At 73.0% G+C, this 24,865-nt stretch carries 21 protein-coding genes and 3 pseudogenes; 7 read left to right on the top strand and 17 right to left on the bottom strand.

Annotated elements, in window-relative coordinates:
* Nucleotides 1-1,047 precede the first annotated feature (1,047 nt).
* Nucleotides 1,048-1,425 carry a DUF2795 domain-containing protein gene (locus AV521_RS28055; protein WP_076091956.1) on the top strand — a complete coding sequence of 126 codons (378 nt, stop codon included), beginning with the start codon at nt 1,048-1,050 and terminating at the stop codon, nt 1,423-1,425.
* A 31-nt stretch (nt 1,426-1,456) separates the two neighbouring features.
* Here AV521_RS28055 and AV521_RS28050 read toward each other — a convergent pair.
* The 3 genes and pseudogenes from AV521_RS28050 to AV521_RS28040 form a co-directional block, all read right to left on the bottom strand.
* A pseudogene (locus AV521_RS28050) lies at nt 1,457-1,764 on the bottom strand (DUF6158 family protein).
* A 48-nt stretch (nt 1,765-1,812) separates the two neighbouring features.
* Nucleotides 1,813-3,432 (bottom strand): ABC-F family ATP-binding cassette domain-containing protein, encoded by a 1,620-nt coding sequence (locus AV521_RS28045; RefSeq protein WP_076091952.1) that lies wholly within the window; start codon nt 3,430-3,432, stop codon nt 1,813-1,815.
* Between the two features lie 153 nt (nt 3,433-3,585).
* Entirely contained in the window at nt 3,586-4,239 is a 654-nt protein-coding gene (locus tag AV521_RS28040; protein ID WP_076091950.1) for a histidine phosphatase family protein, read from the bottom strand.
* 194 nt (nt 4,240-4,433) lie between these two features.
* Here AV521_RS28040 and AV521_RS28035 point away from each other — a divergent pair, with 194 nt between their 5' ends.
* Nucleotides 4,434-5,255: a class I SAM-dependent methyltransferase gene (locus AV521_RS28035; protein WP_076091948.1), complete on the top strand. Its 822-nt coding sequence runs from the start codon at nt 4,434-4,436 to the stop codon at nt 5,253-5,255.
* A 41-nt stretch (nt 5,256-5,296) separates the two neighbouring features.
* Here AV521_RS28035 and AV521_RS28030 read toward each other — a convergent pair whose 3' ends face one another.
* The 4 genes from AV521_RS28030 to AV521_RS28020 all read right to left on the bottom strand — a co-directional run bounded on the left by AV521_RS28030 (nt 5,297) and on the right by AV521_RS28020 (nt 9,675).
* The gene (locus AV521_RS28030; RefSeq protein ID WP_076091946.1) at nt 5,297-5,971 is read right to left on the bottom strand and encodes a GvpL/GvpF family gas vesicle protein; all 675 of its coding nucleotides are present in this window, start codon (nt 5,969-5,971) and stop codon (nt 5,297-5,299) included.
* Between the two features lie 146 nt (nt 5,972-6,117).
* Entirely contained in the window at nt 6,118-6,258 is a 141-nt protein-coding gene (locus AV521_RS49470; RefSeq protein WP_179023436.1) for a hypothetical protein, read from the bottom strand.
* Nucleotides 6,259-6,346: 88 nt separating this feature from the next.
* The gene (locus AV521_RS28025; protein ID WP_076091944.1) at nt 6,347-8,194 is read right to left on the bottom strand and encodes a transketolase; all 1,848 of its coding nucleotides are present in this window, start codon (nt 8,192-8,194) and stop codon (nt 6,347-6,349) included.
* Between the two features lie 50 nt (nt 8,195-8,244).
* Nucleotides 8,245-9,675, bottom strand: a complete 1,431-nt coding sequence (locus tag AV521_RS28020) for an NAD(P)/FAD-dependent oxidoreductase (protein ID WP_179023434.1) — start codon at nt 9,673-9,675, stop codon at nt 8,245-8,247.
* A gap of 217 nt (nt 9,676-9,892) precedes the next feature.
* Here AV521_RS28020 and AV521_RS28015 point away from each other — a divergent pair, with 217 nt between their 5' ends.
* On the top strand, nt 9,893-10,240 hold the full coding sequence (locus tag AV521_RS28015) for a VOC family protein (RefSeq protein ID WP_076091940.1): 348 nt from the start codon (nt 9,893-9,895) through the stop codon (nt 10,238-10,240).
* A 5-nt stretch (nt 10,241-10,245) separates the two neighbouring features.
* On the opposite strand, the gene AV521_RS28010 is transcribed toward AV521_RS28015, so the two are convergent.
* From AV521_RS28010 to AV521_RS27980, 7 genes are all read right to left on the bottom strand, one after another.
* Nucleotides 10,246-12,207: a DUF5107 domain-containing protein gene (locus AV521_RS28010; protein ID WP_076091938.1), complete on the bottom strand. Its 1,962-nt coding sequence runs from the start codon at nt 12,205-12,207 to the stop codon at nt 10,246-10,248.
* 182 nt (nt 12,208-12,389) lie between these two features.
* Nucleotides 12,390-12,941 (bottom strand): GNAT family N-acetyltransferase, encoded by a 552-nt coding sequence (locus AV521_RS28005; protein ID WP_076091936.1) that lies wholly within the window; start codon nt 12,939-12,941, stop codon nt 12,390-12,392.
* 117 nt (nt 12,942-13,058) lie between these two features.
* Nucleotides 13,059-14,843, bottom strand: a complete 1,785-nt coding sequence (locus AV521_RS28000; protein ID WP_256725699.1) for a CocE/NonD family hydrolase — start codon at nt 14,841-14,843, stop codon at nt 13,059-13,061.
* Between the two features lie 228 nt (nt 14,844-15,071).
* Complete coding sequence (locus tag AV521_RS27995) at nt 15,072-15,995, bottom strand: LD-carboxypeptidase (RefSeq protein WP_076091934.1); 924 nt, start codon at nt 15,993-15,995, stop codon at nt 15,072-15,074.
* Nucleotides 15,992-17,956, bottom strand: coding sequence for a prolyl oligopeptidase family serine peptidase (locus AV521_RS27990; RefSeq protein WP_076091932.1), 1,965 nt, complete (start codon nt 17,954-17,956; stop codon nt 15,992-15,994). Before AV521_RS27990 ends, AV521_RS27995 begins: the two co-directional genes overlap by 4 nt.
* Before the next feature lie 3 nt (nt 17,957-17,959).
* Nucleotides 17,960-19,276: a M20/M25/M40 family metallo-hydrolase gene (locus AV521_RS27985; RefSeq protein WP_076091930.1), complete on the bottom strand. Its 1,317-nt coding sequence runs from the start codon at nt 19,274-19,276 to the stop codon at nt 17,960-17,962.
* Nucleotides 19,269-20,102, bottom strand: coding sequence for a M55 family metallopeptidase (locus AV521_RS27980; RefSeq protein ID WP_076091928.1), 834 nt, complete (start codon nt 20,100-20,102; stop codon nt 19,269-19,271). Before AV521_RS27980 ends, AV521_RS27985 begins: the two co-directional genes overlap by 8 nt.
* A gap of 500 nt (nt 20,103-20,602) precedes the next feature.
* Between AV521_RS27980 and AV521_RS27975 the strand changes: the two genes are divergently transcribed.
* Nucleotides 20,603-20,926 (top strand): hypothetical protein, encoded by a 324-nt coding sequence (locus AV521_RS27975; RefSeq protein ID WP_076091926.1) that lies wholly within the window; start codon nt 20,603-20,605, stop codon nt 20,924-20,926.
* A gap of 350 nt (nt 20,927-21,276) precedes the next feature.
* Here the strand turns inward: AV521_RS27975 and AV521_RS27970 are convergent, their stop codons facing one another.
* Nucleotides 21,277-21,729: a WD40 repeat domain-containing protein gene (locus tag AV521_RS27970; protein ID WP_076091924.1), complete on the bottom strand. Its 453-nt coding sequence runs from the start codon at nt 21,727-21,729 to the stop codon at nt 21,277-21,279.
* Between the two features lie 315 nt (nt 21,730-22,044).
* Here AV521_RS27970 and AV521_RS52795 point away from each other — a divergent pair.
* Nucleotides 22,045-22,104 (top strand): annotated as a pseudogene (locus tag AV521_RS52795) (CGNR zinc finger domain-containing protein); the annotation flags it as partial.
* On the opposite strand, the pseudogene AV521_RS52790 reads toward AV521_RS52795, so the two are convergent.
* A pseudogene (locus AV521_RS52790) lies at nt 22,079-22,756 on the bottom strand (WD40 repeat domain-containing protein); the annotation flags it as partial. The pseudogenes AV521_RS52795 and AV521_RS52790 sit on opposite strands and share 26 nt — an antisense overlap.
* Nucleotides 22,757-22,774: 18 nt before the next feature.
* Here AV521_RS52790 and AV521_RS51165 point away from each other — a divergent pair.
* Both AV521_RS51165 and AV521_RS27940 read left to right on the top strand, forming a co-directional pair.
* Nucleotides 22,775-22,975, top strand: a complete 201-nt coding sequence (locus AV521_RS51165) for an RICIN domain-containing protein (protein WP_143658658.1) — start codon at nt 22,775-22,777, stop codon at nt 22,973-22,975.
* 239 nt (nt 22,976-23,214) lie between these two features.
* Nucleotides 23,215-24,048 (top strand): SDR family NAD(P)-dependent oxidoreductase, encoded by an 834-nt coding sequence (locus tag AV521_RS27940; RefSeq protein WP_076092135.1) that lies wholly within the window; start codon nt 23,215-23,217, stop codon nt 24,046-24,048.
* Between the two features lie 91 nt (nt 24,049-24,139).
* Here the strand turns inward: AV521_RS27940 and AV521_RS27935 are convergent, their stop codons facing one another.
* The gene (locus AV521_RS27935; RefSeq protein WP_076091922.1) at nt 24,140-24,859 is read right to left on the bottom strand and encodes a bifunctional 2-polyprenyl-6-hydroxyphenol methylase/3-demethylubiquinol 3-O-methyltransferase UbiG; all 720 of its coding nucleotides are present in this window, start codon (nt 24,857-24,859) and stop codon (nt 24,140-24,142) included.
* Nucleotides 24,860-24,865: the final 6 nt, after the last annotated feature.

The following is a 24,865-nucleotide window of genomic DNA, read 5'->3' as shown; positions in this document are numbered from 1 at the left end:
TGACTGTCGCCCTGGCACGGCTCGCCCGGCTTGCAACCCCCGCCGCTCTGGCACTGCTCGCCCACCTGACAGCCCGCGCCGCCCTGGCACGGCTCACCCAGCTTGCAACCCCCGCCGCTCTGACACGGCCCGCCCGCGCTACAGGCCCCACCACCGGGCCCGCCACCGTCCGGACCACCGCCGCCCGGACCCACGCCACCTGGCCCCACACCGTCCAGACCCCCACGACCCGACCCCACACCATCCAGACCCCCACGACCCGAACCCACGCCACCCGACCCCACACCATCCAGACCCCCACCGCCCGGCGCCACGCCGTCCCGGCCCAGACCGTCCCGGCCCGGGCAAGGCTCACCGTCCCGGCATGCGGTGCGGCCTGCGTCCTGGCCCACGCCGCATCGCTGCGGTGCGGCGCACGGGCCGGGGACGCCGTCCGGGGCGGCGGATTGAGTCGGGGACACGGAGCCGGGGACGCCGTCCGGGGCGGCGGATTGAGTCGGGGACACGGAGCCGGGGACGGCCTCGGCGGCGGACGCGGCGGGCCCGGCCAGGGCGAGCGCGGCACCGGCGACGAAGGCGACGGACAGGGCACGGACGGTGCGGCGCATGGAACGGGCTCCTCGGCGGGCACGGCGGAACGGTCGGCGGTGGTGGTACGCCGGACGGCGGTGCGTCGGGCACCGGTACGGCGGTGCGGCGGCACTGCCGGACGGCGTCACGGGCAGGGGGCACGGGGCGTGCCCCCGCTGCCATCAGAGCCCCCACGGCGCCGCGGCGCGCGCGGCCGGACCCCATTCGCGGGACACGGGCGGCCGGCCGGGTGACACACGGCGGCCGCGCCGATCGTGCGCCGCGCCGTACAGCTCGTAAACCGCCTTACGGCTTCGTACCGCACCACAGGGCGGCTTCCGAGGTTTTCCGTCCCCTGAGCAGGTGACTCGGTAGGTACCGACCGGGCGACCGGGAGGCGACGGCCGTGTCGGCGAAGGTGCAGGAGTTCCTGCCGGGCAAGGACCAGGCAGGGACGAGTCCCCTGTGGAGGCAGACATGCAGCGAGGCAGTGACCGGCTGAGCGTTCACCGGGACGACGAGATGAAGCACGAGCTGAAGGACCTGCTGAGGTCCCGGCATCCGACGCGCGTGGAGGAGTGGCACGATCCGGAACCGGCCGCCGACGACGATCCGGAGGTGTGGAGCGGGCCCGTGGGCGGCCTGGGTTCGCCGGCGTCGCTGGAGCGGATGCGGGCGGAGCTGGCCCGGACGCTGAGCCGCGGCTGCTTCCCGGCGACCGCGCGTGACCTGGCCCGTATGCTGCGCCGGCGGAACGCGCCGGGCGCACTGGCCGACGGGGTGGCACGGCTGCCGCACTCGGCCCGCTACGAGAACGTGCAGCAGCTGGCCGAGGCGCTGGCGAGCGGCCGATGAGCCGGGGCCGAGCGGCCGGGATCGCGTGAATTCAGGTGCCGGACGCCTCCGGAGCCGCCGCCTCGCCGCACCGCCGGTCCCGGGCGCCCTCGCGGGTGCGGCCCGCGCTGACCAGGCGGCGCGGGTTACGGCGCAGATACTCGCCCTCCAGCTGCGCCATGCGCTCGTTGTGGGTCCGCAGCGCGTCGTTCGAGCCGTACAGGAGGGTGTCGTGGCGCGTGCGGTGGATCGTCTCCAGCTCCTTCATGAGCTGCTGATCGTCCAGTCGGCTGGGATCGACTCCGGTCATGTGGTGCCCCGCTCGTCGTGTCCGTGTTCCTGAGACCACTGTACGAACATCCGGGTTCCCGGGCCTCCGCATCCAACCGTCCCGGCCCGGCACGGGTCCTAGCGGGCCCGTGCCACGCGGCGTTCGTCCCAGACGGGTTCCGGGGTCTCGCGGACGCGGCCGTCGCTGCCGAAGACCAGGTAGCGGTCGAAGGAGCGGGCGAACCAGCGGTCGTGGGTGACCGCGAGGACCGTGCCCTCGAAGGCCTCCAGGCCCTCCTGGAGGGCCTCGGCGGACTCCAGGTCGAGGTTGTCGGTGGGCTCGTCCAGCAGCAGCGCGGTGACGCCCTCCAGTTCCAGCAGCAGGATCTGGAAGCGGGCCTGCTGGCCGCCGGAGAGCCGGTCGAAGGACTGCTCGGCCTGCTGGGTCAGCTCATAGCGGCGCAGCCTCGACATGGCAGCGCCGCGGTCCTGGGAGTGCTCCTTCCACAGGATGTCGAGCAGGGTGCGGCCCTGGAGTTCTGGGTGCGCGTGGGTCTGTGCGAAGTGGCCGGGTACGACGCGTGCGCCGAGCTTCCACTCTCCCGTGTGCGTGACGTCGTCGCCCGCGAGCAGCCGCAGGAAGTGCGACTTGCCGGAGCCGTTGGAGCCGAGGACGGCGACCCGTTCGCCGTAGAACACCTCCAGGTCGAACGGCCGCATCAGGCCGGTCAGCTCAAGTCCCTTGCAGGTGACCGCCCTTACACCGGTGCGGCCGCCCTTGAGGCGCATGGTGATGTCCTGCTCGCGCGGTGGCTCCGGCGGCGGTCCGGCCTCCTCGAACTTGCGCAGCCGGGTCTGGGCGGCCGCGTACCGGGACGCCAGCTCATGGGAGACGGAGGCCGCCTGACGCAGGCTCAGCACCAGCTTCTTCAGCTGGGCGTGCTTCTCGTCCCAGCGGCGGCGCAACTCCTCGAAGCGGGCGAAGCGTTCCCGGCGGGCCTCGTGATAGGTGGCGAAGCCGCCGCCGTGCACCCAGGCGTCGGCACCGGCCGGCCCCGGCTCCACGGAGACGATCTTCTCGGCGGCCCGGGCCAGCAGTTCACGGTCGTGCGAGACGAACAGGACCGTCTTGCGGGTCTCCCGCAGCTGCTCCTCCAGCCACCGTTTGCCCGGCACGTCGAGGTAGTTGTCCGGCTCGTCCAGCAGCAGCACCTCGTCGGTGCCGCGCAGCAGCGCCTCCAGCACGAGGCGTTTCTGCTCGCCGCCGGAGAGGGTGCGCACCTGGCGCCACTGGGCGCGCTCGTAGGGCATGCCGAGGGCCGCGGTGGTGCACATGTCCCACAGGGTCTCGGCCTCGTAACCGCGCGCCTCGGCCCAGTCGGCGAGGGCCTGGGCGTACGCCAGCTGGGCGGCCTCGTCGTCGACGGTCATGATGGCGTGCTCGGCCTCGTCGACCGCCTGTGCGGCCTCGCGGATGCGGGGCGGGGCGACGGACACGAGCAGGTCCCGTACGGTCGTCTCGTCGCGTACGGAGCCCACGAACTGGCGCATCACGCCGAGCCCGCCGCTGACCGTGACGGTGCCGCCGTGCGGCTTCAGCTCGCCGGAGATCAGTCGCAGCAGGGTCGTCTTGCCGGCGCCGTTCGGGCCCACCAGGGCGACGGCGGCGCCTTCGCCGACCCGGAAGGACACGTCCCCGAGCAGGGTCCTCCCGTCGGGGAGGTGGTACTCGAGGTGCGCGGCTTCCAGATGTCCCATGGGCAGGCATTCTCCGGGGACGGGCCGTACCGGGGCAAACGCTTATCCGCCGGCTCCGTGAACATTCCGCGTGCACGGCCGGCGGTCCGTGCCGCCCCGGTGGCGCCGCTCCGCGGCCGCACCGGCTCCCCCCGCCGCCGTCCCCACCGGCTGCTATGCCGTCTCCACTGCCTCCCCCGTCGGGCCGGCCTCCCCCGCAGGTTCCACCGCGGCGCTGTCCCAGGACAGGACCTTCCAGCCGTCGGACGGGGAGCCCTCCAGGACGACCACGCCGGTGTTCCGCAGGAGGTGGGCGGCGGCGAAGGCGACGTCGACGTTGTCGGCGCGGGCGGCGGTCCACATGCGGATCGCGGCGCCGTGGCTGACCACGGCGACGGTGCCGGCGCCGTTCGCGGCGGCTTCCTCGATCACGGCGTCGTACCGGGCGAGGGCCTCCTTGCCGCTCTCCCCGCCGGGAATGCGCAGCCCGGTGTCGCCGGCCGCCCACGCGAACACCGTGCGCATGTACTCCCGGCCCTCGGGGGACTCACCGGGCAGCATCTCCAGATCGCCGGCCGCCACCTCGCGCACGCCGTCGCGGACGATCGCCTCAAGGCCCCGGGCTGCGGCCAGCGGGGCGGCGGTGAGCTGGGTGCGCAGCATCGTGGAGACGTAGAGGGCCTCGATGTCCTCCCCGGCGAGCGCCTCGGGCAGTGCGGCGGCCTGTGCCTCGCCGAGCGGGGTCAGCCCGGGACCGGGCACGGCGGTGTCCAGCAGGTGGTCCAGGTTGGACGGGGTCTCACCGTGACGGACGAGGAGGAGGCGCATCCGGAGGTCTCCTTACGCGCCGGTCGGGCGCCCGGCGCAGACAGGCACGAGAAACGGGCACTTCAGAGTAACCGGCCACCGAACAGCTCCGGCCTTCTCCATCGTGCCCATATGGCGAGACGCCAGTCTCATTATTCGGCATTCGCGCGTACGGTGATCCGTACCAGCGGAGACGAGGGTGAAGGGGAACAACCATGCCGAAAGCGCAGGAGACCGCCGTCTACACGCACGGGCACCACGAGTCCGTGCTGCGTTCGCACACCTGGCGGACCGCCGCCAACTCCGCGGCCTATCTGCTCGGCTCCCTGAAGCCGCACATGAAGATCCTGGACATCGGCTGCGGGCCGGGCACCATCACCGCCGACCTGGCGGAACTGGTCCCGGACGGCCAGGTCACCGGCGTCGACCACGCGCCGGGCATCCTGGACCAGGCCCGGGCCACCGCCGCCGAGCGCGGACTGGGCAACGTGGACTTCGCGGTCGCCGACGTGCACGCGCTGGACTACCCCGACGACACGTTCTGCGTGGTCCACGCCCACCAGGTGCTGCAGCATGTCGGCGACCCGGTGCAGGCGCTGCGCGAGATGCGGCGGGTGACCAAACCCGGCGGGTTCATCGCGGTACGCGACGCGGACTACGCGGCGATGACCTGGTATCCGGCGGTGCCGGGCCTGGACGACTGGCTGGACCTGTACGAACGGGTGGCCCGGGCCAACGGCGGCGAGCCCGATGCCGGGCGCCGGCTGAAGGCGTGGGCGCTGGCCGCCGGGCTGACCGACATCACCGTCACCTCCAGCACCTGGACGTTCGCCACGCCCGAGGAGCGGGCCTGGTGGAGCGGTCTGTGGGCGGACCGCACCCTGGCCTCCGCCTACGCGGAACGCGCCACGCAGGGCGGTCAGGCCACCGTGGATCAGCTGCGGGCCGTGTCCGGGGCGTGGCGGGAGTGGGGCCGGCGGGAGGACGGCTGGTTCGCGGTCCTGCACGGAGAGATTCTGTGCCGTAAGGAGGCCTGATTCCCGAAGGCAGCCCTGATTCCCGGATTCCCGGAAGACAGTTACGACACCACCTCCCCCGTGAAGGAATAGGCGGCCCAGGGGCCGGTGAGTTCCACGCGGATTCCGGGTGCCTCGTCCCGCGCGCGATCCACCAGTTCCACGAATTCCTCGGACTGCGCGCGGGGCACCAGATAGGCCGCGGCGAGGACGTTCCGGCCGGGCACGGTGGACAGCCCGGAAATCTCGGGGGTGTGCAGCCGGGAGTCCTCGGCGTGCCGGGAGAGAAGCTCGTGCAGCGACCGGGCGAACGCCTCGGCCCGCGCGGGGGCGGGCTCGGCGGGCTCCGTGTACAGCGTCACACCCCACTCCACCCGGCCCTCCAGCCGGTCGAGGGTGCGCCGGAATTCGTCCTCACGGGCCTCGATCATCATGCGCACCGACCAGTCGTCCTGGAAGACGATCCCCGGCCGGAGCGGCAGCGGGGTGGTGACCGTGGTGAGCGCGTCGATCACGCCCTGGTGCGCGCGGGCGGTCGCGTCCAGCCAGTCCGGGTCGTCCAGGTGCGCCTTCAGGGCGTCCTCGCAGCAGTCCGCCGCCGGGACCGTACTGACGACCGCGATCAGGTCGTGGTGGCGCAGCAGCGCCGGCGGGGCGCCCCCGACGCCTTTGAGCTCGGCCTGCAGGGGCGTCCCGAAGGGGCGGCAGACGGCGTACACATAACGCGGTCCGGTCATGGCGTCTCCTTCGGGCGCGGCCCGGTTCCTTGCCGGCTCCCTGCGGGGTGAGGAAACGGGCGAGGTTCGTCAGCTCCAGCCTGGCCCGGCAGCCCGGCGTGCGCCACAGATCGCCGGTGGTCCGTCGGCCGTGGCGGATATGCCAGTCATCGCACGATCGCCTCCTCCACCAGCAGCTTGGCCGCCGCCGCGATACCGAGGGCATCGATACCGGCCGCGTGCAACTGCTCGTCGGGCCCGGCCGAGCCCGGCATGGTGCGTACCGCGAGCCGGACCAGCCGGGACACGGGCCGGCCGTCGGCGAAGGCCGTGGCCCGGCAGCCCGGCGTACGCCACAGATCGCCGGTGGTCCGTCGGCCGTGGCGGATATGCCGGTCATCGCACGATCGCCTCCTCCACCAGCAGCTTGGCCGCCGCCGCGATACCGAGGGCATCGATACCGGCCGCGTGCAACTGCTCGTCGGGCGCGGCCGAGCCCGGCATGGTGCGTACCGCGAGCCGGACCAGCCGGGGCACGAGCCGGCCGTCGGCGAAGGCCTCCGCGACGGCGTCGCCGAGGCCGCCCTCGGCGTGGTGGTCCTCCACGGTGAGCAGGCAGCCGGTCTCCTCGGCGGCCCGGCGCAGCGTGTCCGTGTCGACGGGCTTGACGGAGTACAGGTCGATCACCCGCACCCGGACGCCGTCCTCGGCGAGCCGGTCGGCCGCGGTCAGCGCCTCCGGTACGGTGACCCCGGCCGCGACGACCGTCAGCCGGTCCTCCTCGCTCGACCGGAGCGTCTTGCTGCCGCCGACCGGGAACTCCTCCTCGGCGCCGTAGATCACCGGTGTCTTCCCGCGCGAGGTACGCAGATAGCGGATGCCGTCCAGCCCGGACATGGCCGCGACCAGCCGGGCGGTCTGGTTGGCGTCGCAGGGATACAGCACGGTCGAGCCGTACACGGCGCGGAACATGGCCAGATCCTCCAGGCCCATCTGCGAGGGCCCGTCCTGCCCGATCGCGACCCCGGCGTGCGAGCCGACCAGGTTGATGCCCGAGCCGCTGATGGACGCCATGCGCACGAAATCGTGAGCCCGGGTGAAGAACGCGGCGAACGTCGAGGCGTACGGCAGCCAGCCCCGCACGGCCATGCCGACAGCCGCGGCCACCAGCTGCTGCTCGGCGATGTAGCACTCGAAGAACCGCTCGGGGTGCGCCTTGGCGAACTCCTCGGTGCGGGTGGAGTCGCCGACCTCGCCGTCCAGGGCGACGACGTCGCCGCGGGCGGTGCCGAGCGCGGCGAGCGCCGCGCCGAAGGCGTCCCGGGTGGCGACCTCGTCGCCCTTGTCGTAGCGCGGGAGCTGGAGCACCTCGGTGGTCAGGTCGCGCAGCGCCGCCGCGGCCGGCGGCTCGTTGACCCGGACGTGCAGGTCGCGCGGTCCGCCGAGCTCGGCGATGGCCTCCTCGGCGTCCGCCAGCGGCTTTCCGTGGTGTCCCTCGCGGTCTTCGACAGCGGCGACGCCCTTGCCCTTGAGGGTGCGGGCGAGGACCACGACGGGCTGTCCGTCCGTGGCCAGCGCCTCGCCGTAGGCCCGGTCGATGGCGTCGACGTCGTGGCCGTCGACCTCCAGCGTGCGCCAGCCGAAGGCCTCGAAGCGGCGGGCGTAGGCGTCCAGGTCGTGGCCGTGCCGGGTGGGGCCGTGCTGGCCGAGCCGGTTGACGTCCACGATCGTGATCAGGTTGCCGAGGCGCTCGTACCCGGCGTGTTCGGCGGCCTCCCACACCGAGCCCTCGGCCAGCTCGCTGTCGCCGCACAGCACCCACACCCGGTAGCCGGTGCGGTCCAGGTGCTTGCCGGCGAGGGCGATGCCGACGCCGACCGGCAGGCCCTGGCCGAGGGATCCGGTGGCGGTCTCCACCCAGGGCAGCCGCCGGGGCGTCGGATGGCCTTCGAGCCGGCTGCCGATCCTGCGGAAGGTGAGCAGTTCGCCGTCCTCGATGACACCGGCGGCCTTGTACGCGGCGTACAGCAGGGGCGAAGCGTGGCCCTTGGACAGCACGAAGCGGTCGTTGGCCGGGTGTTCCGGGCGCTCGAAGTCGTAGCGCAGATGGTGGGCCAGCAGGACGGCCAGCAGATCGGCGGCGGACATCGAGGACGTGGGGTGCCCGGACCCCGCGGCATCGGACGCCCGCACACTGTCCACGCGCAACTGCTGTCCCAGTTCGGCGAGTTCGGCGGTGTTCATGAGTCTCCTTGCACAGAGTCGGGTGTCGAGTGGGGTCACGGCCCGCGGGGTCACTCGGCGGCGGGGTCCGGGGGGTCGGCGCGCCGGACGGGGCCGGGGGCGGGGTGGTCCGGGCCGCCGGCGGAGGTGGCCTGCTCCGGTCCGCCCGTCTTTTCCGGTCCGCCCGTCCTTTCGGGTCCACCCGGTACCCGTGGCAGCTCCGGGGAGGCCGTGTCCAAGGGGACCGCCCAGGACCGGACGAGGCCCAACTGGACGCCCTGGCGCGGCAGTACGGCGTCCAGGAGCCAGTCGGCGGCCACCCGGACGCGGCCCGCGGGCAGCGCGGCCAGGTGGTACCCGCGGGTGACCGCGCCGGCCGCCGGGCCGGACAGCGCGATGCCGAAGGGGTTCGCGGCGGCCTGGACCCCACCGAGGTCGACCGCGAAGCCCAGGTCGCGATGGCGGTACGCCTGCCGGCGCCGCCCGAGGCCGAGCGAGGCGGCCACGTTCTCCCCGGCGACCTTGCCCTGCCGCCACGCGTGCTGGGCCGTCATCGGCGCGAAGCCCCCTGGACGGTCCAGGTCCGGTACGGCGGCCGCGTCCCCGCAGCCGAACACCCCGGGCCGGCCCGGCACCCGCAGCTGGGGATCGACGATCAGCCGGCCCCGCTCCAGCGGCTGCCCGACGGCCTCCATCAGCGGATCCGGGCGTACGCCCACGCACCACACCAGGGTCCGGGAGGCGACGAACTCCCCGTCGGTGAGCAGCACCCCGTCATGGGTGGCCTCCTTCACCGACGTGCCCGTGCGCACGTCCACGCCCCGGGCCCGCAGCACCCGGACGGCGGTGCGGGAGAGCCGTTCGTCCAGCTCGGGCAGCACGCGGTCCGCGACGTCGAGCAGCAGCCAGCGGGGCCGGACGCCGGACAGCGGGTTGCGGCGGGCCAGCCGGTCGGTGAGCAACTGCATGTGCGCGGCCACCTCGGTGCCGGTGTATCCGGCGCCGACCACGACGAAGGTGCACCGGGCGGCGCGGCTCTTCGGGTCGTCGTCCGCGGCGGCGAGCTCCACCTGCCGGGTCACGTGGTCGCGCAGGTACAGCGCCTCGGGCAGGCCGCGGAAGCCGTGCGCGTGCTCGGCGACCCCGGGGATGGGCAGCAGCTTGTTGACGCTGCCCACGCACAGCACCAGCCGGTCGTACCCGAGGGTGCCGATGCCGCCCTCGGGGTCGCTGTAGTGGACTCCGCAGCCGTCGAGGTCGACATGGTGCGCCTCGCCGAGCACCAGCCGCACCCCGCGCAGGGTGCCCGGCAGCGAAACGGTGACCCTGCGGGCGTCCAGGATGCCGGCGGCGACCTGGGGCAGCAGCGGCAGGTACAGGAAGTAGTCGGTCGGGTTCAGCAGGGTGATGTCGGCCCGGTTCCGGGTCAGCCGGGCCAGCGTGCGGGCAGCCCGGTACCCGGCGAAACCGGCGCCGACGATCACGACGTGAGGTCGGCTCACGGGGCGCCTCCGGCGGTACGGCTCGTTCGAGGCATTCCGCGTAGCCCCTGCGGGGGCACGCAAACACTGCGCCGGTCACCCGGATGGCTCCGGGGCCGCGTGGCGGGGTGCGGGTTCGTGGGGGCCGGCCGCGCCCACGCGGCGGAGCCGCATATCGACACAGCCCGGCGCCCCTCGGGTTGGCCGCCCCGCCGTCGTCCCAACTAGGCTCCGGTGTATGGAGATTCTGGGCGCCTCGCTGCGTATCTGCGTCGATGACCTCGAAGCCGCGGTCCCGTTCTACGAGCGGCTGTCGGGTGGCAGAGCCCTGCGGTTCGAGCGGGGTGGGGTGCAGGTGGCCGCGATCGGGGCCTTTCTTCTGATGAGCGGGCCGGAAGAGGAGCTGGAGATTCTGCGGAAGGTGGCGGCGACCATCGCGGTGAAGGACGTGGACGAGGCCCACCGGCTGCTGACGGACCTCGGCGCCCTGATCCTCGCGGGGCCGGTGCCGACGCCGGTGGGCCGGAATCTGCTGGCGGTGCATCCGGACGGGTCGGTGTTCGAGTACGTGGACCAGCGGGGCTGAGGCGCTCAGGCCGGATCGGGGCGCATCCGGAAGTCGTGGTGGGCGGGCAGGGGCTCGTCGGTGAGCCGGGACCACAGCCGGCCGAGGACCTCCTCGCCCTCCCGCAGGTCGGCGACCTCCAGCCCCGTGTCGAAGGCGGCCCTCGCCTCGGCGGGGTGTCCCTCGGCGAGCAGCAGTTCGGCCTCCAGAAGCCGGAACCGGCCGCGCCGGCGGACGGCGGGCAGCAGCCGGTTCCAGACGGTGCGGGCGTCCGCCGTCCGCCGTACCCGGAGCAGCGCCTGCAGGGTTTCCCGGCCGAGCGCGGCCACGGCGGCGGTCCATGCCGCGCCGTCGTCGCGCCGTTCCCGGCACAGGTCGTCGAAGGCGTCCGCGTACCGTTCGGCGGCCCGTTCGTGGTGGCCGGACTCCTGGTCGGCGACGGCCAGGCAGCGCAGCAGCGGCCAGAGGGAGGGGGCGAGCGGGAGGGCGCGCTCCCAGCTGCGGACGGCCTGGGCGCGGTCGCCGGCGTGCCACTGGGCGACACCGAGGTGGTACTCGGTGTGCGGAGTGGCGGGCGCGGTCTCCAGCATGTCCCGCCAGTGCGGGGCGACGAGGGTCTCGCCGGGCGGGCGTACCCGGCGCGGTTCCGGCAGGGACCCGGTGCGCAGCAGTTCGCGCCAGGGCGCCTGGGCGTCGCCGAGCGTGGCCTCGGAGAACGGGGTGCCGGGCAGCTTCCAGTCGGCCCGGAGCACTTCGAGGGCGCCCCAGCCGGATCCGGCGGCCAGGATCTCGGTGGGATCGGTGTCGGCGTACGGCTTCCAGGTCCTGTAGGCCTGGTCGACGCGGGCGCGGGGCAGGGCCGACTCCAGGCGGTCCTCGGCGCCCTGGACGGCCCCGGTCCACTCCCCCTCGCTCGGTGCGTCCAGCGGGCCGTACGCCTCCAGCCAGGACACCTCGCTCTCCGCGTCCAGGCGAACGTGTTCCAGCTGGGTGCGGGCGAGGCCGGCCTGGATCTCGCAGTAGCCGCCGGTGCCGGGGTCGGTGAGCCACTCCTGCCAGCGGCGACCGCCGGGCCGGTGGCCCCATACGAAGAGTTTGCGGCCGCGCAGAGTGTCGGTAGAGGTCTGCACCAGCCCGTGGCCCTCGGCGTCCAGCGCGGCGATCCAGCGGCGGCGGCGCTCCGGCACCTCGTAGAAGTAGTCGGCGGCATACGGGCTGTTGAGGGGATAGGAGCGGTCGACGCCGTCGTACGACGGGACGGGTACGCGGCGCAGCCGGCGTTCGTAACCGAAGTGCCAAGCCTCGTCGGCGGGGGCGAGGACCCTGCGTTCCTCTGGCACCGCGATGTTGGACCACCAGTACGTCGGCACGGGACGTTCGTGCGGGTTGCGGATGCGGACGCCGACGTAGAGGAAGTCGGAGCCGTCGGGCAGCCACAGGTCGACCTGGAAGGGCAGGTCGCGCAGCCGCTCCCACTCCCACAGGCGCAGCATCTCGCCGCCGTCGGGTGCGGGGACGCGGGCGGCGTGCAGGGGTGCGCAGGAGAGGGTGGTGTGGCCGGTGGCGCCGATGTTCCACTCGATGCCGCCGGAGTACCAGGCGCCGTTGAGGGCGAAGTTGGCGGGCTGGAACACCGGGTTGCGGTGGAGGAGTTCACGTCCGGTGGGCAGGTGGAGCAGCGAGGCGACACGGCCGCCGAGGCCGGGCAGGATCGTGGCGCGCAGCCGGTCGTTCTCGATCACGAGGGCGTCGAGGGCGCGGGGCTCGCGGGCTCTGTCGTAGCCGTCGCGGACGCGCACCGGGAGCAGGCTGCGCAGCGGGTCCTGGCCGAGCTGGCGGGCCATGTCCGCGGGCGTGCCGTCCCGGTCGCGGTCCTCTATGCGGTGGACCTCGTCGAGGGGGCGCAGCGGGGGCAGGGGGTTGTCCGGGCCCAACTGCGCGGCGGGCAGCGTCAGTACCTCACGTCGGATCCTCGTCACGATCACCATGGAACCCGGCGCGCGGGGAGTCGGCCAGGGGACGTACCGGTCAGGATTGCGCAAAGGCGTCCACGACCGGGGCGGTGAGGAGCTCGCCCGCCCGTGCAGTCCGGGTCGAAGCCGGGGTCGTGGACGGTGCTGTCGGGGCCGAGGCGGCGCGGGGCGAGGGACGCGCCGGGTCGGACGTCGGGTCAGGCGCCGGTGCACATCTCGGCGGTGAGCGCCCAGCGTTCGTGGTCGCGCCAGGCGCCGTCGATGTAGAGCATGTCCGGGGAGAAGCCCTCCAGGCGGAACCCGGCGCCCCGCGCCATGGCGATCGAGGCGGCGTTCTCCGGCTGCACGTTGATCTCCAGCCGGTGCAGCCCCAGCGGGCCGAAGGCGTATCCGATGACCAGGTCGAGACCCTCGCGCATCAGACCGCGCCCGGCGGCGTGCGCGAAGGCCCCGTACCCGAGGGCACCGCACTGGAAGGCGCCGCGCACGATGTTGTTGATGTTGATGAACCCGGCGATGTCCCCGCCGTCCTTGTCGCACACCAGGAATCCGGCCTTGGACTCGTCCTTGATCAGCCGGCCCGCGTAGGTGGCGTAGGCCTCGTCCGTGTCCGGCGGGAACAGCCAGGGCCGGTGCAGGTCCTTGCTCTCGCGTACCCGTGCGGTGAACTCGGGACCGTCACCGAGGGTGAGGTGACGGATGGCCACGCGGGGGCCCTCGGCGAGGTAGTGAGGCGCGATGTGCGGCATCCGGCCAGCTTACGGCGCCCTCGCCGGGCACGTCTCGCGGATATTCGACGCCCCGGGGTCGGGTACGGCGGGCGGGGCACCGCACGCGGCACGGCGGGCGGCGCCCCCCGGTGCGGCTCAGCCGCCGGTGACCGGCAGCCGCACCACCCCCGTGTCGCCGGGCGCGCTGACCACGGTCACCGGCTTGATCCCCCGGTTGCCGAAGTAGGCGTCGTCGCTCGCCGCGACGACGAAACGCAGGCGGTGCCCGGCCGGGTACCGGTGCACGATGCCCGGAAGAGTGACGGTGAAGCTCCTGGTCACATCGGGCACCCGGACCGGAGCGACCAGCCGGTGGACGAGGGTCTGGGTGCCGTCCGGCGCGACGTCGTACAGCTTGGCGAACAGCACCAGTTTGTCGGCGGCGTCCCCGGAGTTCTGGGTGCGTTCGGCTCTCGGGGAGACGACCTTGAGGGTGACCTGCGGGGCGCCGGCGACATCGAGGTCCCTGGTGAGGGGGACGCCGGTCCAGGCGAGGTAGGTGCCCGGGGTGTCGTACGGCGCCGGGTCGGGCAGGCCGGTGGTTCCGGCCAGGGAGCTTTCCGAATGGCTCGTCGGGACGAGCCAGTTGGTGTAACCGCGTCTGCCTCGGGCCACCTTGGCGCGGTTGTCGACCAGTTTGCCGTCCCCGGAGAGGTAGAGGGTCTGGCTGAGGGTGGGGACCCGGTCGGCGGTGGCGTAGGTGTGGGCGGGGTCGGTGATCCAGTCGCGGTAGTAGGCGAAGGCCGGGCCGGTGTCGGTGTGGTTGTGGTTCTGCAGATAGCGGTCGAACCAGGCGAGGATGCGGCGGCCGACGTAACTGGTCTCCAAGTTGCCCTGGACCACATTGAGTTCGCCGGAGGCGGGGTCGGTGACGCCGCCGCTGTGGCCCCAGGACTGCCAGATAAGGGCGGTCGGGGTGCCCTGGGCCTTGAGTGTGCGGTAGCTGGCCGTCGCCTCGTTGAGGTTGAACAGGGAGTCGACCTGGCCCTGGACGAGCAGGGTGGGCGCCTGGACGCGGGGGAGGTAGGCCGTCGGGGAGACGCTGCGGGCGTAGGCGAGCATGCGGGCGGTGCGGTCGACCGGGTAGCCGCCGGAGTTGAGGGTGCGCACGGTGGCGCAGACGCCGGAGACGAAGTGCAGACAGGCCAGCGAGTTGATCCGGGACGGGTCGAGGCTCGGGGTGGTCAGCGGCTGGCTCTCGCCGATCAGATAGAAGCCGTTGGTCCACTGCCATTTGAAGGCGCCGGGCACGTCGCGGGCGCCGACGACGCTGTTCGGGTCGAGGGAGTAGGCGAGGTCGTTCCAGGTGGCGAGGGGGACGAGGGCGTCGACGCGGTGGTCGACGGAGGCGGTGGCCAGCTGGATCGCGCCGCCGTAGGAGCCGCCGATCATCCCGACGCGTGGGTCGCCGGGGGCGTCGAGGGTGACGAAGTCGGCGTGGGTGCCGTCGTCGGCGGAGCGCTTTCCGCCGAGGAAGTCGACCAGTTGGGAGGCGGCCTCGCCGTCGATGCGGGGGTCGTCGAGGGAGATCAGGCAGCCGCTGTGCCCGAAGCCGAGGCCGGAGTAGACGAGGGAGACGTAGCCGCGCGCGGCGAATGCCCTGCCGATGGCGTCGGTGGAGCCGTCCGACTTGCTGCCGCCGAAGCCGTTGGTGGCGAGCACGGCGGGCGCGGGGTGGGCGCGGTCCACCCCGGCGGGACGGTACAGGTCGGCGTCGACCGCGCAACTGCGGCCGTCGGCCCGCACGGTGAACTTCAGCGGGGTGACGGTGTACTGGCCGCCCGCGTGGGCCGGGCCGGCGGTGAGTGCGAGGGGTGCGGTGAGGGCCGCGCCGAGGAGGGCGGCGAGGGCGGCACGGGATCGGGGCACACGTCGGGGCACGGGGACCTCCACACTGAGGCACACGAATACCGACCAGTAGGTCTGGCCGGGGAGCATGCTGTGACACGTGTCAGATGCGGGTCAATCCGGCTGCACGTGGTTTCTTGACGAAGATTCAGTGGACGGGTGGGCCAGGCACCCGGTGAACGTCGTGCGCAGTGATTAAGTTACGGTCACTCAGCGAATCAGTGGTGGTCACTCGTTGATGCCGGCGGGCGTCGCCTCAGCTCAGCACAGTGCGGGCTCGTCCAGCGTCAACGTGCCGGATTCGGCATCCAGTTCGACGGCCGTCCCGAAGGGGACCGTCATCGCGTCGTCGCAGTGCCCGAAGCCCAGCTCCTCGACGACGGGCACACCGAGTCCGCCGAGCCGGTCGGCGAGGACCGCGCGCAGCCGCTCGTACGGGCCGCAGTCGCGCCAGGATCCGAGCCCGATCCCGGCGACCCCGTCGAGCCAGCCCGAGCGCAGCAGCTGGGTCAGCAACCGGTCCACGCGGTACGGCGCTTCACCCACGTCCTCCAGGAGCAGCAGCCCACCCCGGGCGCCGGGCCCGCCGGACGGGGTGCCGAGGTCGGTGGCCAGCAGGCTCAGACAGCCGCCGAGCGTCACCCCCCTGGCTCGCCCCGGCGCCAGCGCCGCCCCGGCCGAGGCGAGCGTCCGCACCGTCTCCGGAGCGAACAGGGTCGCCCGCAGATGCTCCTGCGCGCGGGCGCTCTTGACGAAGTCGACCCCGGCGGCGGCCGGTCCGTACAGGCTGACCAGGCCGAGCCGGGTGGCGAATGCCTGGTGCAGGACGGTGACGTCGCTGAAGCCGACGAACACCTTGGGCCCGGCCGCGCGCATCGCCTCCCAGTCGAGCAGGTCGACCATGCGCTGTGCGCCGTAGCCGCCACGGGCACACAGCACCGCGGCCACGGACGTATCGCACCAGGCCCGCTGCAGGTCGGCCGCGCGATCGGCGTCACTGCCCGCGAGATGGCCCAACTCGCCGTGCACGTCGAGCACATGGGGTGCCACCACCGGGTCGAGGTCCCAGCCGCGCAGCACGTCCAGGCCCGCCTGGAGCCGTTCCTCCGGCACCGGTCCGCTGGGGGCGACGACGGCCACCCGGGCGCCCGGGGCCAGCCGCTCCGGCCGTGTCAGTTCCTTCACGTGTGCAGCTCCAGCCTCGGCACCCCGGGTACGTCCAGCCCGAACACCTGTGCATAAAGGGAGAGTTCGGCCTCCAGGGCGCGCACCATGGTGTCGGCCCGCCGGAACCCGTGCCCCTCGCCCTCGAAGGTCAGATAGGCGTGCGGCAGGCTCCGGCCCGCGATCCGGGCGAGGAGGCGTTCGCACTGGGCGGGCGGGCAGATCACGTCGTCCAGGCCCTGGAGCAGCAGGAACGGCACGGTGAGCCGGTCGGCGTGGGTGGTCGGCGACCGTTCGGCGTACCGGGCCGGCACCTCGGCGAGCGGCCCGATGAGCGACTCCAGGTAGCGGGACTCGAAGTCGTGGGTCTCTTCCGGGCCCCAGGTGGCCAGGTCCAGGACGGGGTAGACGATGGTGCCGCAGGCGTAGACGTCGGTCGTGGTCAAGGAGGCGGCCGCGGTCCAGCCACCCGCGCTGCCGCCGCGGATCGCGAGCCGGTCCGGGTCCGCGGTGCCCTCCTCGGCGAGGGCACGGGCCACCGCCGCGCAGTCCTCCACGTCGACCACACCCCACTGCTCACGCAGCCGCTCCCGGTAGGCCCGGCCGTATCCCGTGGAGCCGCCGTAGTTCACCTCGGCGATCCCGATGCCCCGCGAGGTGAAGTAGGCGATCGCCAGGTCCAGCACGAGCGGCGCCCGGCCGGTCGGGCCGCCGTGCGCCCAGATGACGTACGGCGCCGCCGCGCCGTCGGGCGCGGCCCGTTCGGGGTGGTGCGGCGGGTAGACGTGCGCGTGCACCTCGCGGCCGTCCGGGCCGGTGAAGGTGCGGATCCGCGGCTCCGGGTAGTACACGGGGTCGACGGCGTCCCGGTGCCGGGCGCCGATGGCGCGGGCCCGGCCGGTGGCGGTGTCCAGCTCGACCACTTCGTACCCGGTGCGCGGGCTGGCGCCGACGCCGACGATGCGCCCGCCGTGCACGGCGAGGGTGGCGCCGAACTCGGTCCACGGTCCCGCGGCGTCGACGATCTCCCCGGATTCCGTGTCCAGTATCCCGAGTACGGTCGACCCCCGACCGTGTACGACCGCGATCAGACCGTTGTCCAGCGGCGCGAACCAGCGCAGGCCCGGCTTCCACAGCGGGCCGGCGAACTCCTCCTCGCGCGGGCACAACGGGGTACCGTCTCGGTACAGGTTCCACCAACCGCTGCGGTCACTCGCATACAGAAGACGGTTGTCCGCCGACCATTCGGCCTGCGCGATCGCCTCCCGCGGCCCGCCGGCGACCGTGTGGACCGTATGCAGTATGCCGTCGTCACCGATCTCGCCGACGAGCAGCTCCGTCCCGTCCCACGGCATCCGCGGATGGTCCCAGGCGAGCCAGGCCGCCCGGCGGCCGTCGGGCGAGACGCGGGGCCCGGTGACGAACCGGTGCCGGCCGTCGGTGAGTTCACGTACGGCGGACCGGTCCCCGGCGGCGGATCCGTCCAGCGGTACGGCCGCCAGGACCCGCCGTACGGCCGAGGGGTGGTCCCCGGTGAACTCCTCCAGCACACACCACACCTCGTCGCGCGCGAGGTCCAGGTGCAGGTCCGCCCAGCGCAGGCCCGCGCCCACCGCGGAGACCGGGGTCAGCGGACGCGGCTCGCCACCGGGCTCGTACCGGTACAGCCGCTGGTCGGCGAAGTGCGAGAACACGACGAGCGGTGCGCCGTCACGCTCCGCCCCGGTCCAGGGCCGGCCGCCGTACTCCACCACGCGGTTGCGCACGTTCCACGGCGCGGGCAGCACGACCTCCTCGGTGCCCTCGGCCGTCCGCCGCACCAGTGCCCGGCGGCCGCCCTCGGCCGGGCGGGGCTCGGTCCACCACACCTCGTCCCCGACGAAGCCGGCCCACTCCGGCTGCCCGTCGTGTGCGGCGGCCAGCGCCGCGTCGACCGGCGACGGCCACGATCCGTACGGCGACGTCCGCACCTGGTCCCCCATCCGCTAGGCCGTCCGCAGGAAGCGGTCGAGCACCCGGACGCCGAAGTGCAGCGCCTCGACGGGCACGCGCTCGTCCACGCCGTGGAACAGCGCCTGGTGGTCGAGGCCTTCGGGCAGCTTCAGCGGGGCGAAACCATAGCCTGTGATGCCCAGCCGGGAGAACTGCTTGGCGTCCGTGCCGCCCGACATGCAGTACGGCACGACGTGTCCTTCGGGTGCGAACTCCTTCACGGCGGCCCGCATCTTCGCGAAGACGGGCGCGTCCACCGGCGCCTGCAGGGCCACCTCGCGGTGCGCGAACTCCCAGCTCACGTCCGGGCCCGTCAGCCGGTCCAGGGTGGTGGTGAACTCCTCCTCGGCGCCCGCCAGACAGCGGCCGTCGACGTAGGCGACCGCCTGGCCGGGGATCACGTTCAGCTTGTAACCGGCGTTCAGCATCGTCGGGTTGGCGCTGTTGCGGACGGTCGCCTCCACCAGCGTGGCCGCCGGGCCGAGCTTCTCCAGCAGCCGGTCCACGTCCCGGAAGTCGGGCTCGATGCCGTAGATGGCGGCGAGTTCGGCGAGCGCGGCCCGGACGGTCGGGGTGAGCCGCAGCGGCCACTCGTGCTCGCCGATGCGGGTGACGGCGGCGGCGAGCCGGGTCACCGCGTTCTCCTTGTTCACCTTGGAGCCGTGACCGGTGCGGCCGTGCGCGGTGAGCTTCAGCCAGCCGGTGCCCCGCTCCCCCGCCGCGATGGGGTAGATCTGCCGGCCGGCGCCGTCGTGAAAGGTGAAGGCGCCGGACTCGCTGATGCCCTCGGTGCAGCCCTCGAACAGCTCCGGGTGGTGGTCGGCGAGGAATCCGGAGCCGTCCTCGGCGCTGGCCTCCTCGTCGGCGGTGAACGCGATGACGAGGTCGCGGCGGGGCCGTACGCCCTGGCGGGCCCAGCCGCGGACGACCGCGAGGATCATCGCGTCCATGTTCTTCATGTCGACGGCTCCCCGCCCCCACACCACCCCGTCGCGGATCTCGCCGGAGAACGGATGCACGCTCCAGTCGGCGGCCTCGGCGGGCACCACGTCGAGGTGACCGTGGACCAGCAGCGCGTCGGCGGACGGGTCGGTGCCCGCGATCCGGGCGACGACGTTGGTACGGCCCGGGGTGCGCTCCAACATCAGCGGTTCCAGGCCCGCGCCGGCCAGCCGCTCGGCCGCGTACTCGGCCGCCGGCCGCTCCCGGCAGTCCCCGCCGCCCCGGTTGGTGGTGTCGATCCGGATCAGGCCGGAGGTGAACTCCACGGCCTCGGCCAGGGACAGCTCATCGGCCTGCTGGTCAGCCATACTGCTCCTCCACGGCGGCGGAGACGATCGTGGTGACCGCCTTGAACGTCCTGATCCCCTCATACATGGTGGCGCTGGTGTACGTCACTTTCCGCTCCCCGATCCGCGTGACCCCGGGCACCACGGTGGCGGCCATGGCCAGGTGTTCCGCGTCGAACTCGACCGCGACGGTGAACGGCCCGGCCTCGACGGGTGCGTGACGCACCGCAAGCCGGGCGGCCTCCTTGGCGGCGGCGCGGATGTCGCCTGCGGTGCGATTCGGGGTCCGGCACACCGCCGCGTACCGCGACACGTGGTCCTTGACGGCGACCTTCAGCGCCTCCGGGGCGTAGCCGAGCGCGTCCTCGCAGGCCACGTCGTCGCCGGTGACAAGGACGACGGGTACGCCGTACTCGGCTACGACATGCGCGTTGAGCAGTCCCTCGCTGGCACGTACGTCGTTCAGCCACACACCGGTGATCTGGTTGGCGAGGTAGGTGTGGGCGAGGACGCCCTCCGTGCCGGCGCCCGCGTGGTAGCCGACGAACGCGATGCCGTCGACGTCGCCGTGCTGCACGCCCTCCACCATGGACAGCGTCTTGTGCCGGCCGGTGAGCATCTCGACGCGCTCGTCGAGCCGCTCCAGCAGCAGGTTGCGCATGGTCCAGTGGGCCTCGTTGACGAGCACCTCGTCGGCGCCGCCGTCGAAGAAGCCCTCCGCGGCGGCGTTCACGTCCGAGGTGAACATCGCCCGGCACCGCTCCCACTGCGGCGTCCCCGGCAGCACGTCGGCCGGCCAGGTGACACCCGTGGCCCCCTCCATGTCGGCACTGATGAGGATCTTCATATTGCTTCACGTTACGCGCCGACGGGGGAACTTCCTACGATGCGGAAAGGAGGTTGAGCGCACTGCCGGACCTCGGCACCGCGGAAACCACGGACTTGCGGCCCGACTTTCTGCGCGACTCGCGTCACCGAGAACCGGGGCAGCGGCTGCCAACCAACGCCGGCACCGTCTCACCCTCACCGGGTCGCACCAGGTCACGGGGGCTGGTGCACGTCCTCCCCACGCGTCGACGGCAGTTCAGCGCCGAATGGACCACGTCGTCTCGCGCTCGCGGCGCGGCCACACGAGTGGTTCTGCGCGCAGCGCCTACGACCGCGTTCGGCCTCGTGATGCCCTGTCCACACAGGGGACTTGGGCCGGTCTGCGGGCCGACGCCCGTGCTCGTTGATCAGACGATCCGGCGTGCCGACGAGCAGATATCGGGCATTTGCGCATTAACCTCTCGTCAACTTATGACGTGGCGGATCGTGTACGCGGCCGCTTCAACGCTCGGAGAAGACATGCGCAAGCCTCGCAAGACCGCTGTCGTGGCCGTCCTCCTCGGCACCGTCGGCTTCCTCGGCGCCGGCACCGCCTACGCCCACGGGCAGGGGCACGGGCACAAACGCGGGCACGAACAACACGGCCGAGAGAGCAATTCGGTCGTCATCGGCCAGAGCACCTCATGCACGACGGCCGAAGAGAACGTCGACGTACAGGGCGAGTCCGGGGTAGAGAACGGCTGGGAGGGCAAACGGCCCAACGGCGAGGGCTCACCCGGCCCGCAGACCACCAACATCGGCTCCAGCCAGGGGTGCAACAACACCGTCGTCTTCGGCAAGTAGCGCACAGGGGTCCCAGGCGGCGTACCACGCGGTTGCTCCAGCGCATCTCAGGATCCTGGAAGAACGTCCGCCGACCGCGGCAGGCCGCGGATGCCCGAACCTCCACCATGCCTCAGACGCCCTCCGGCCAAGTCGGAGGGCGTCCGCGCGTGCGGGGACAGGGCGCCGGGCACACCACGACAGCTCCTCGCCATCCGGAAGACTGCGCCGCCAGTCACCGTGCCACGGCACCGACGGGACACCGCGGTCCGGACACGGCACAGCCACCGGCTGCGACGTCCCGGCGCTCCGGCCGACGTCGACAGGACCGAGTCCTCTGAGAGTTGTACTGGGGTGGGCGCTGACGGATGTCAAATGGCGGGGCAGGGTGGGGCGAAGTCGACCGCCGGGAGGTACCGTGCCCACTCGGCTCCGGTGATCCGCGGGTACGCGCTGTCGCAGAGGCGGGCGGCGACCCTGTCCAGGCCGGTGTCCCACAGCCGGATCGTGAAGTCGTCGCCGCCGGTGGCCAGGGTGCTGCCGTGCGGGCCGAACGCCACGGCGGCGGGTACCGGATTCGAGTGGCCGGTGAGGACGGCGGGAGCAGCCGCGCCGTTCACGTCCCACAGCAGGATCTTGCCGTCGGCGGCGCCGGCTGCCAGTCGGCGGCCGTCCGCGGAGAAGGCCAGCGCGTAGAGCCAGGAGCCGGACGCCCGTAGTCGCGTCACCTTCGCCGGGCGGCCGATGTCGCTGATGCCGATCAGCCAGACCGTCCTGTCCGTCCGGTGGACGGCAGCCAGTGTCCGGTTGTCGGGGCTGAACATGCCGTCGGTCAGCGGGTCGGACCGGAACGGGGACGGCAGTTCCCGGGGGGCTGCGCGGCTCGCCGATGTCCCAGAACCGCAGCGAGCCGGACTCGCCCGTGCTCGTCACCAGCGTGCGGCCGTCCGGCCGGAACGACGCCATCGTGACGCCCGGACCGCCCTCGGCGATCCGGCTCAGCGGCCGGGGACGGGCGGGATCGGCCAGGTCCCACAGTCCGGCCGCATGTTGCGCCCACACGGCCAGCAGGTGGCCGTCCGGGCCGAACCCGGCCCCGGCGACTTCACCGGCGCCGGGGGTGAGGATCGATCTGAGACGCGGTCTTCGTGGACCGGTCACGTCCCAGACGCGGACGGTGGTGTCCTCGCCGGCGGTGACGAGGGTGCGCCCGTCCGGGCCGAACGCCACGGACCGGACGAACCTGGTGTGCCCGCGCAGGACGCCCAGCGGCCACAGGGCCCGGCCACCGGTGACCTGCCACAGCCGTGCGGTGCCGTCCCAGCCGACGCTGGCGGGCAGGTGGCCGCCAGGGGCGAACGCCACGGACGTGACCACGTCGTCGTGGGTCCCGAGCGACAGGTCCCGCAGGTCCAGCAGCCGGTCGGAATCGGCGAGCACACGGCTGTCCGGGCTGAACGCGGCTTGATAGGCCCCACCGGGAACCGCGCTGCCGAGCTTCGGGTGTGCCGGGTCGGTGACAGCCCAGAACAGGGTGGACCCGCCGACCGAGACGAGTGTCCGGCCGTCAGGGGCGAACGCCACCGACCAGACGATGGTGGGATGGCCGAGCAGGACGGCCGGTGGCCGCGTCCGCGGGCCGCTGCCGATGTCCCAGATCCGTGCGGTGTGGTCCCAGCTGCCGGTCGCCACGGTCCGGCCGTCCGGGCCGAACGTCACCGAGGTGACCGCGTCGGTGTGGCCGCGCAGCACGTCGACGTGACGCGGGTGCGCGGGGTCGGTGACGTCCCGCGGCCTGGCGGTGGTGTCGCCGGTGGTCGCCAGCGTGTGGCCGTCCGGGCTGCACGCCACCGAGGTGACCGCGTCGGTGTGGCCGGGGAGGGTGGCCGGCAGCGACGGATGCCGGGGATCGCGCACGGCATCAACCAGAGGTGGTACCGGAACGGCAGCGAGATCCGTAGCCGGATGAACGGCAAGTGCCTCGACATCCTGGGGGGCAGCCCTGCGCCCGGTCAGCTCCTGGTGAGCTGGAGCTGCAACGGAGCGCCGAGCCAGAGCTGGGACTTCTGACCGCCGGCCCGGCCCGGCACGCGATGTGCCGGGCCGGGTGGCGCCGTCGCCGTACGGGTGGGTTCTGCTCGCCGGCCCGATCGACGATCTGCGTGCGGTCCATCCAGGTCGTGGATGTCGCCCAGTTCCTCGTCGACTCCGTCAGGACCCGTGGCCCTGTCCGGAAATGATCAGTGGCGGAGCCCCCGGATCTAGAGTCGGTCGTTCGGGAGGCACTCGGCGAAGGGAGCTTGACTGTGGTGGCGGACAAGCGAGTTGTCATCGTGACCGGCGCGGGCTCGGGTATCGGGGAGGCCACGGCGCGGCTGCTGAGCGAAGGGGGCCACCATGTGGTCGCCTCGGGTCGGCGGGCCGAACCCCTGCGACGCCTCGCGCGGGAGACAGGGGCGCTGGCGTATCCGTCCGATGTCGGGGAGCCCGACGCGGCCGACGGCCTCGTCCGGGCGGCCCTGGAGACACATGGCCGCGTCGACGGGGTGGTGCTCAACGCGGGAATCGGGCGCGGTGGAGCCGTCGGGGACCTGACGCTACGGGACTGGGACGAGGTGATGCGCACCAACGTCACCGGCCCGCTTCTGCTGCTGCGCGCGGCGATCCCGCATCTGCTGGAGTCCAAGGGGGCGGTGGTCGCCGTCGCTTCGGTGTCCGCGCTGCGCAACGGCACGAGCAACGCCCCGTACGCCACCTCCAAGGCGGCCCTGCTCCAGCTCTGCCGCTCCGTGGCCGTCGACTACGGGAGGCAGGGGGTGCGGGCCAACATCGTGTGTCCCGGCTGGGTACGGACCGAGATGGCCGACCGGCGCATGGCCCGCTTCGCCGAGGACACGGGCCTGGGCGGTGGGGGCGTACAGGCGGCCTACGCGGAGGCGACCCGGCTGCTGCCCCAGGGGCGACCGGGCGAGCCGCGCGAGATCGCGGAGGCGATCGGCTGGCTGCTGTCCCCGGCGGCGTCGTACGTCAACGGGGCGGTGCTCACCGTGGACGGCGGTGCGACGGCCCTGGATCCGGGCACTCTCGCCTTCGACTTCCGCGTCGCGCCCCGCGGCGACGAGGTCTCCACCGCTCCCCGGTGAGCGCCCCCGACGACACCGGCGCGGGGACGCGCCGGGGGTCGTCGCGTGCTCACCGGGGAGCGTCGCCACCCGTGTGACCTGTCGGGTCGGCCTATTCGCCGGCGAGTACGAACCAGCGGGCCGGCAGGTCGATACGGGTGCCGTCGGTGAGGAACTCGGTCTGCGGCAGGGTCGTTTCGCCGTCGGCGAGGACCTTCAGACCGGCCTCGGCGAGCACGCGCGGGATCTCCGCGTCATCGGCGTCGGCGGGCTTGAGTCCGTGGTGGAAGACACGCTGCAGCTTGGGCCCCGGGCCGCTCGGCTGGGACGCGGCGCGCCGCAGCACCTCCCGGGAGCCGGAGGTGAGTTCGACGACGAACGCGCGGCCCTCGGTGCCGATGATCTCGGCGACGGCGGCGGCGACCGCCGGCCGCGCCTCGGGCTCGCTCTGGTGGATGACGGCCCGCATATAGACGTTGGCATCACCGAGCCGCTGGTGCAGGGCCCGTACGGCGTCGGTGTCGGTGAGGTCGAGTTGCTGGAACTCCACGGTGTCGTCCGGCGTGGCGCGGCGGGCGTGCTTGACGGCGGCGTGCGAGAGGTCGACGCCGACGGCGCGCGCGAACCGGGTGGCGAGGTAGCGGGTCTGGGTGCCGTTGCCGCAGCCCAGGTCGACGATGGTGCGCGCCGGGTCCGCGTGGGGCAGGAGCAGGGCGCTGTGCGGTTCGGCGGAGAGAGCGGGATCGCAGTCCCAGATCGCCTCGCCCTCCTGTTCGGAGGTCTCGCTCCAGTAACTCTCCCAGTTGCTGCGGTACTTGTCCGAGACGTTCATGCGCTC

The organism is Streptomyces sp. IMTB 2501, assembly GCF_001953885.1.
Classification (GTDB): domain Bacteria; phylum Actinomycetota; class Actinomycetes; order Streptomycetales; family Streptomycetaceae; genus Streptomyces.
Note: the sequence above shows the minus strand (reverse complement) of the source record. Positions and strands in the feature narration are given on the sequence as shown.

Excerpts from the sequence above, each read along its gene's own strand:
- AV521_RS28055 (WP_076091956.1), top strand. The coding sequence starts at position 1,048 with ATGCAGCGAGGCAGTGACCGGCTGAGCGTTCACCGGGACGACGAGATG.
- AV521_RS28045 (WP_076091952.1), bottom strand. The coding sequence starts at position 3,432 with ATGGGACATCTGGAAGCCGCGCACCTCGAGTACCACCTCCCCGACGGG.
- AV521_RS28040 (WP_076091950.1), bottom strand. The coding sequence starts at position 4,239 with ATGCGCCTCCTCCTCGTCCGTCACGGTGAGACCCCGTCCAACCTGGAC.
- AV521_RS28035 (WP_076091948.1), top strand. The coding sequence starts at position 4,434 with ATGCCGAAAGCGCAGGAGACCGCCGTCTACACGCACGGGCACCACGAG.
- AV521_RS28030 (WP_076091946.1), bottom strand. The coding sequence starts at position 5,971 with ATGACCGGACCGCGTTATGTGTACGCCGTCTGCCGCCCCTTCGGGACG.
- AV521_RS28025 (WP_076091944.1), bottom strand. The coding sequence starts at position 8,194 with ATGAACACCGCCGAACTCGCCGAACTGGGACAGCAGTTGCGCGTGGAC.
- AV521_RS28015 (WP_076091940.1), top strand. The coding sequence starts at position 9,893 with ATGGAGATTCTGGGCGCCTCGCTGCGTATCTGCGTCGATGACCTCGAA.
- AV521_RS28010 (WP_076091938.1), bottom strand. The coding sequence starts at position 12,207 with ATGGTGATCGTGACGAGGATCCGACGTGAGGTACTGACGCTGCCCGCC.
- AV521_RS28005 (WP_076091936.1), bottom strand. The coding sequence starts at position 12,941 with ATGCCGCACATCGCGCCTCACTACCTCGCCGAGGGCCCCCGCGTGGCC.
- AV521_RS27990 (WP_076091932.1), bottom strand. The coding sequence starts at position 17,956 with ATGGGGGACCAGGTGCGGACGTCGCCGTACGGATCGTGGCCGTCGCCG.
- AV521_RS27985 (WP_076091930.1), bottom strand. The coding sequence starts at position 19,276 with ATGGCTGACCAGCAGGCCGATGAGCTGTCCCTGGCCGAGGCCGTGGAG.
- AV521_RS27980 (WP_076091928.1), bottom strand. The coding sequence starts at position 20,102 with ATGAAGATCCTCATCAGTGCCGACATGGAGGGGGCCACGGGTGTCACC.
- AV521_RS27975 (WP_076091926.1), top strand. The coding sequence starts at position 20,603 with ATGCGCAAGCCTCGCAAGACCGCTGTCGTGGCCGTCCTCCTCGGCACC.
- AV521_RS27970 (WP_076091924.1), bottom strand. The coding sequence starts at position 21,729 with ATGTTCAGCCCCGACAACCGGACACTGGCTGCCGTCCACCGGACGGAC.
- AV521_RS27935 (WP_076091922.1), bottom strand. The coding sequence starts at position 24,859 with ATGAACGTCTCGGACAAGTACCGCAGCAACTGGGAGAGTTACTGGAGC.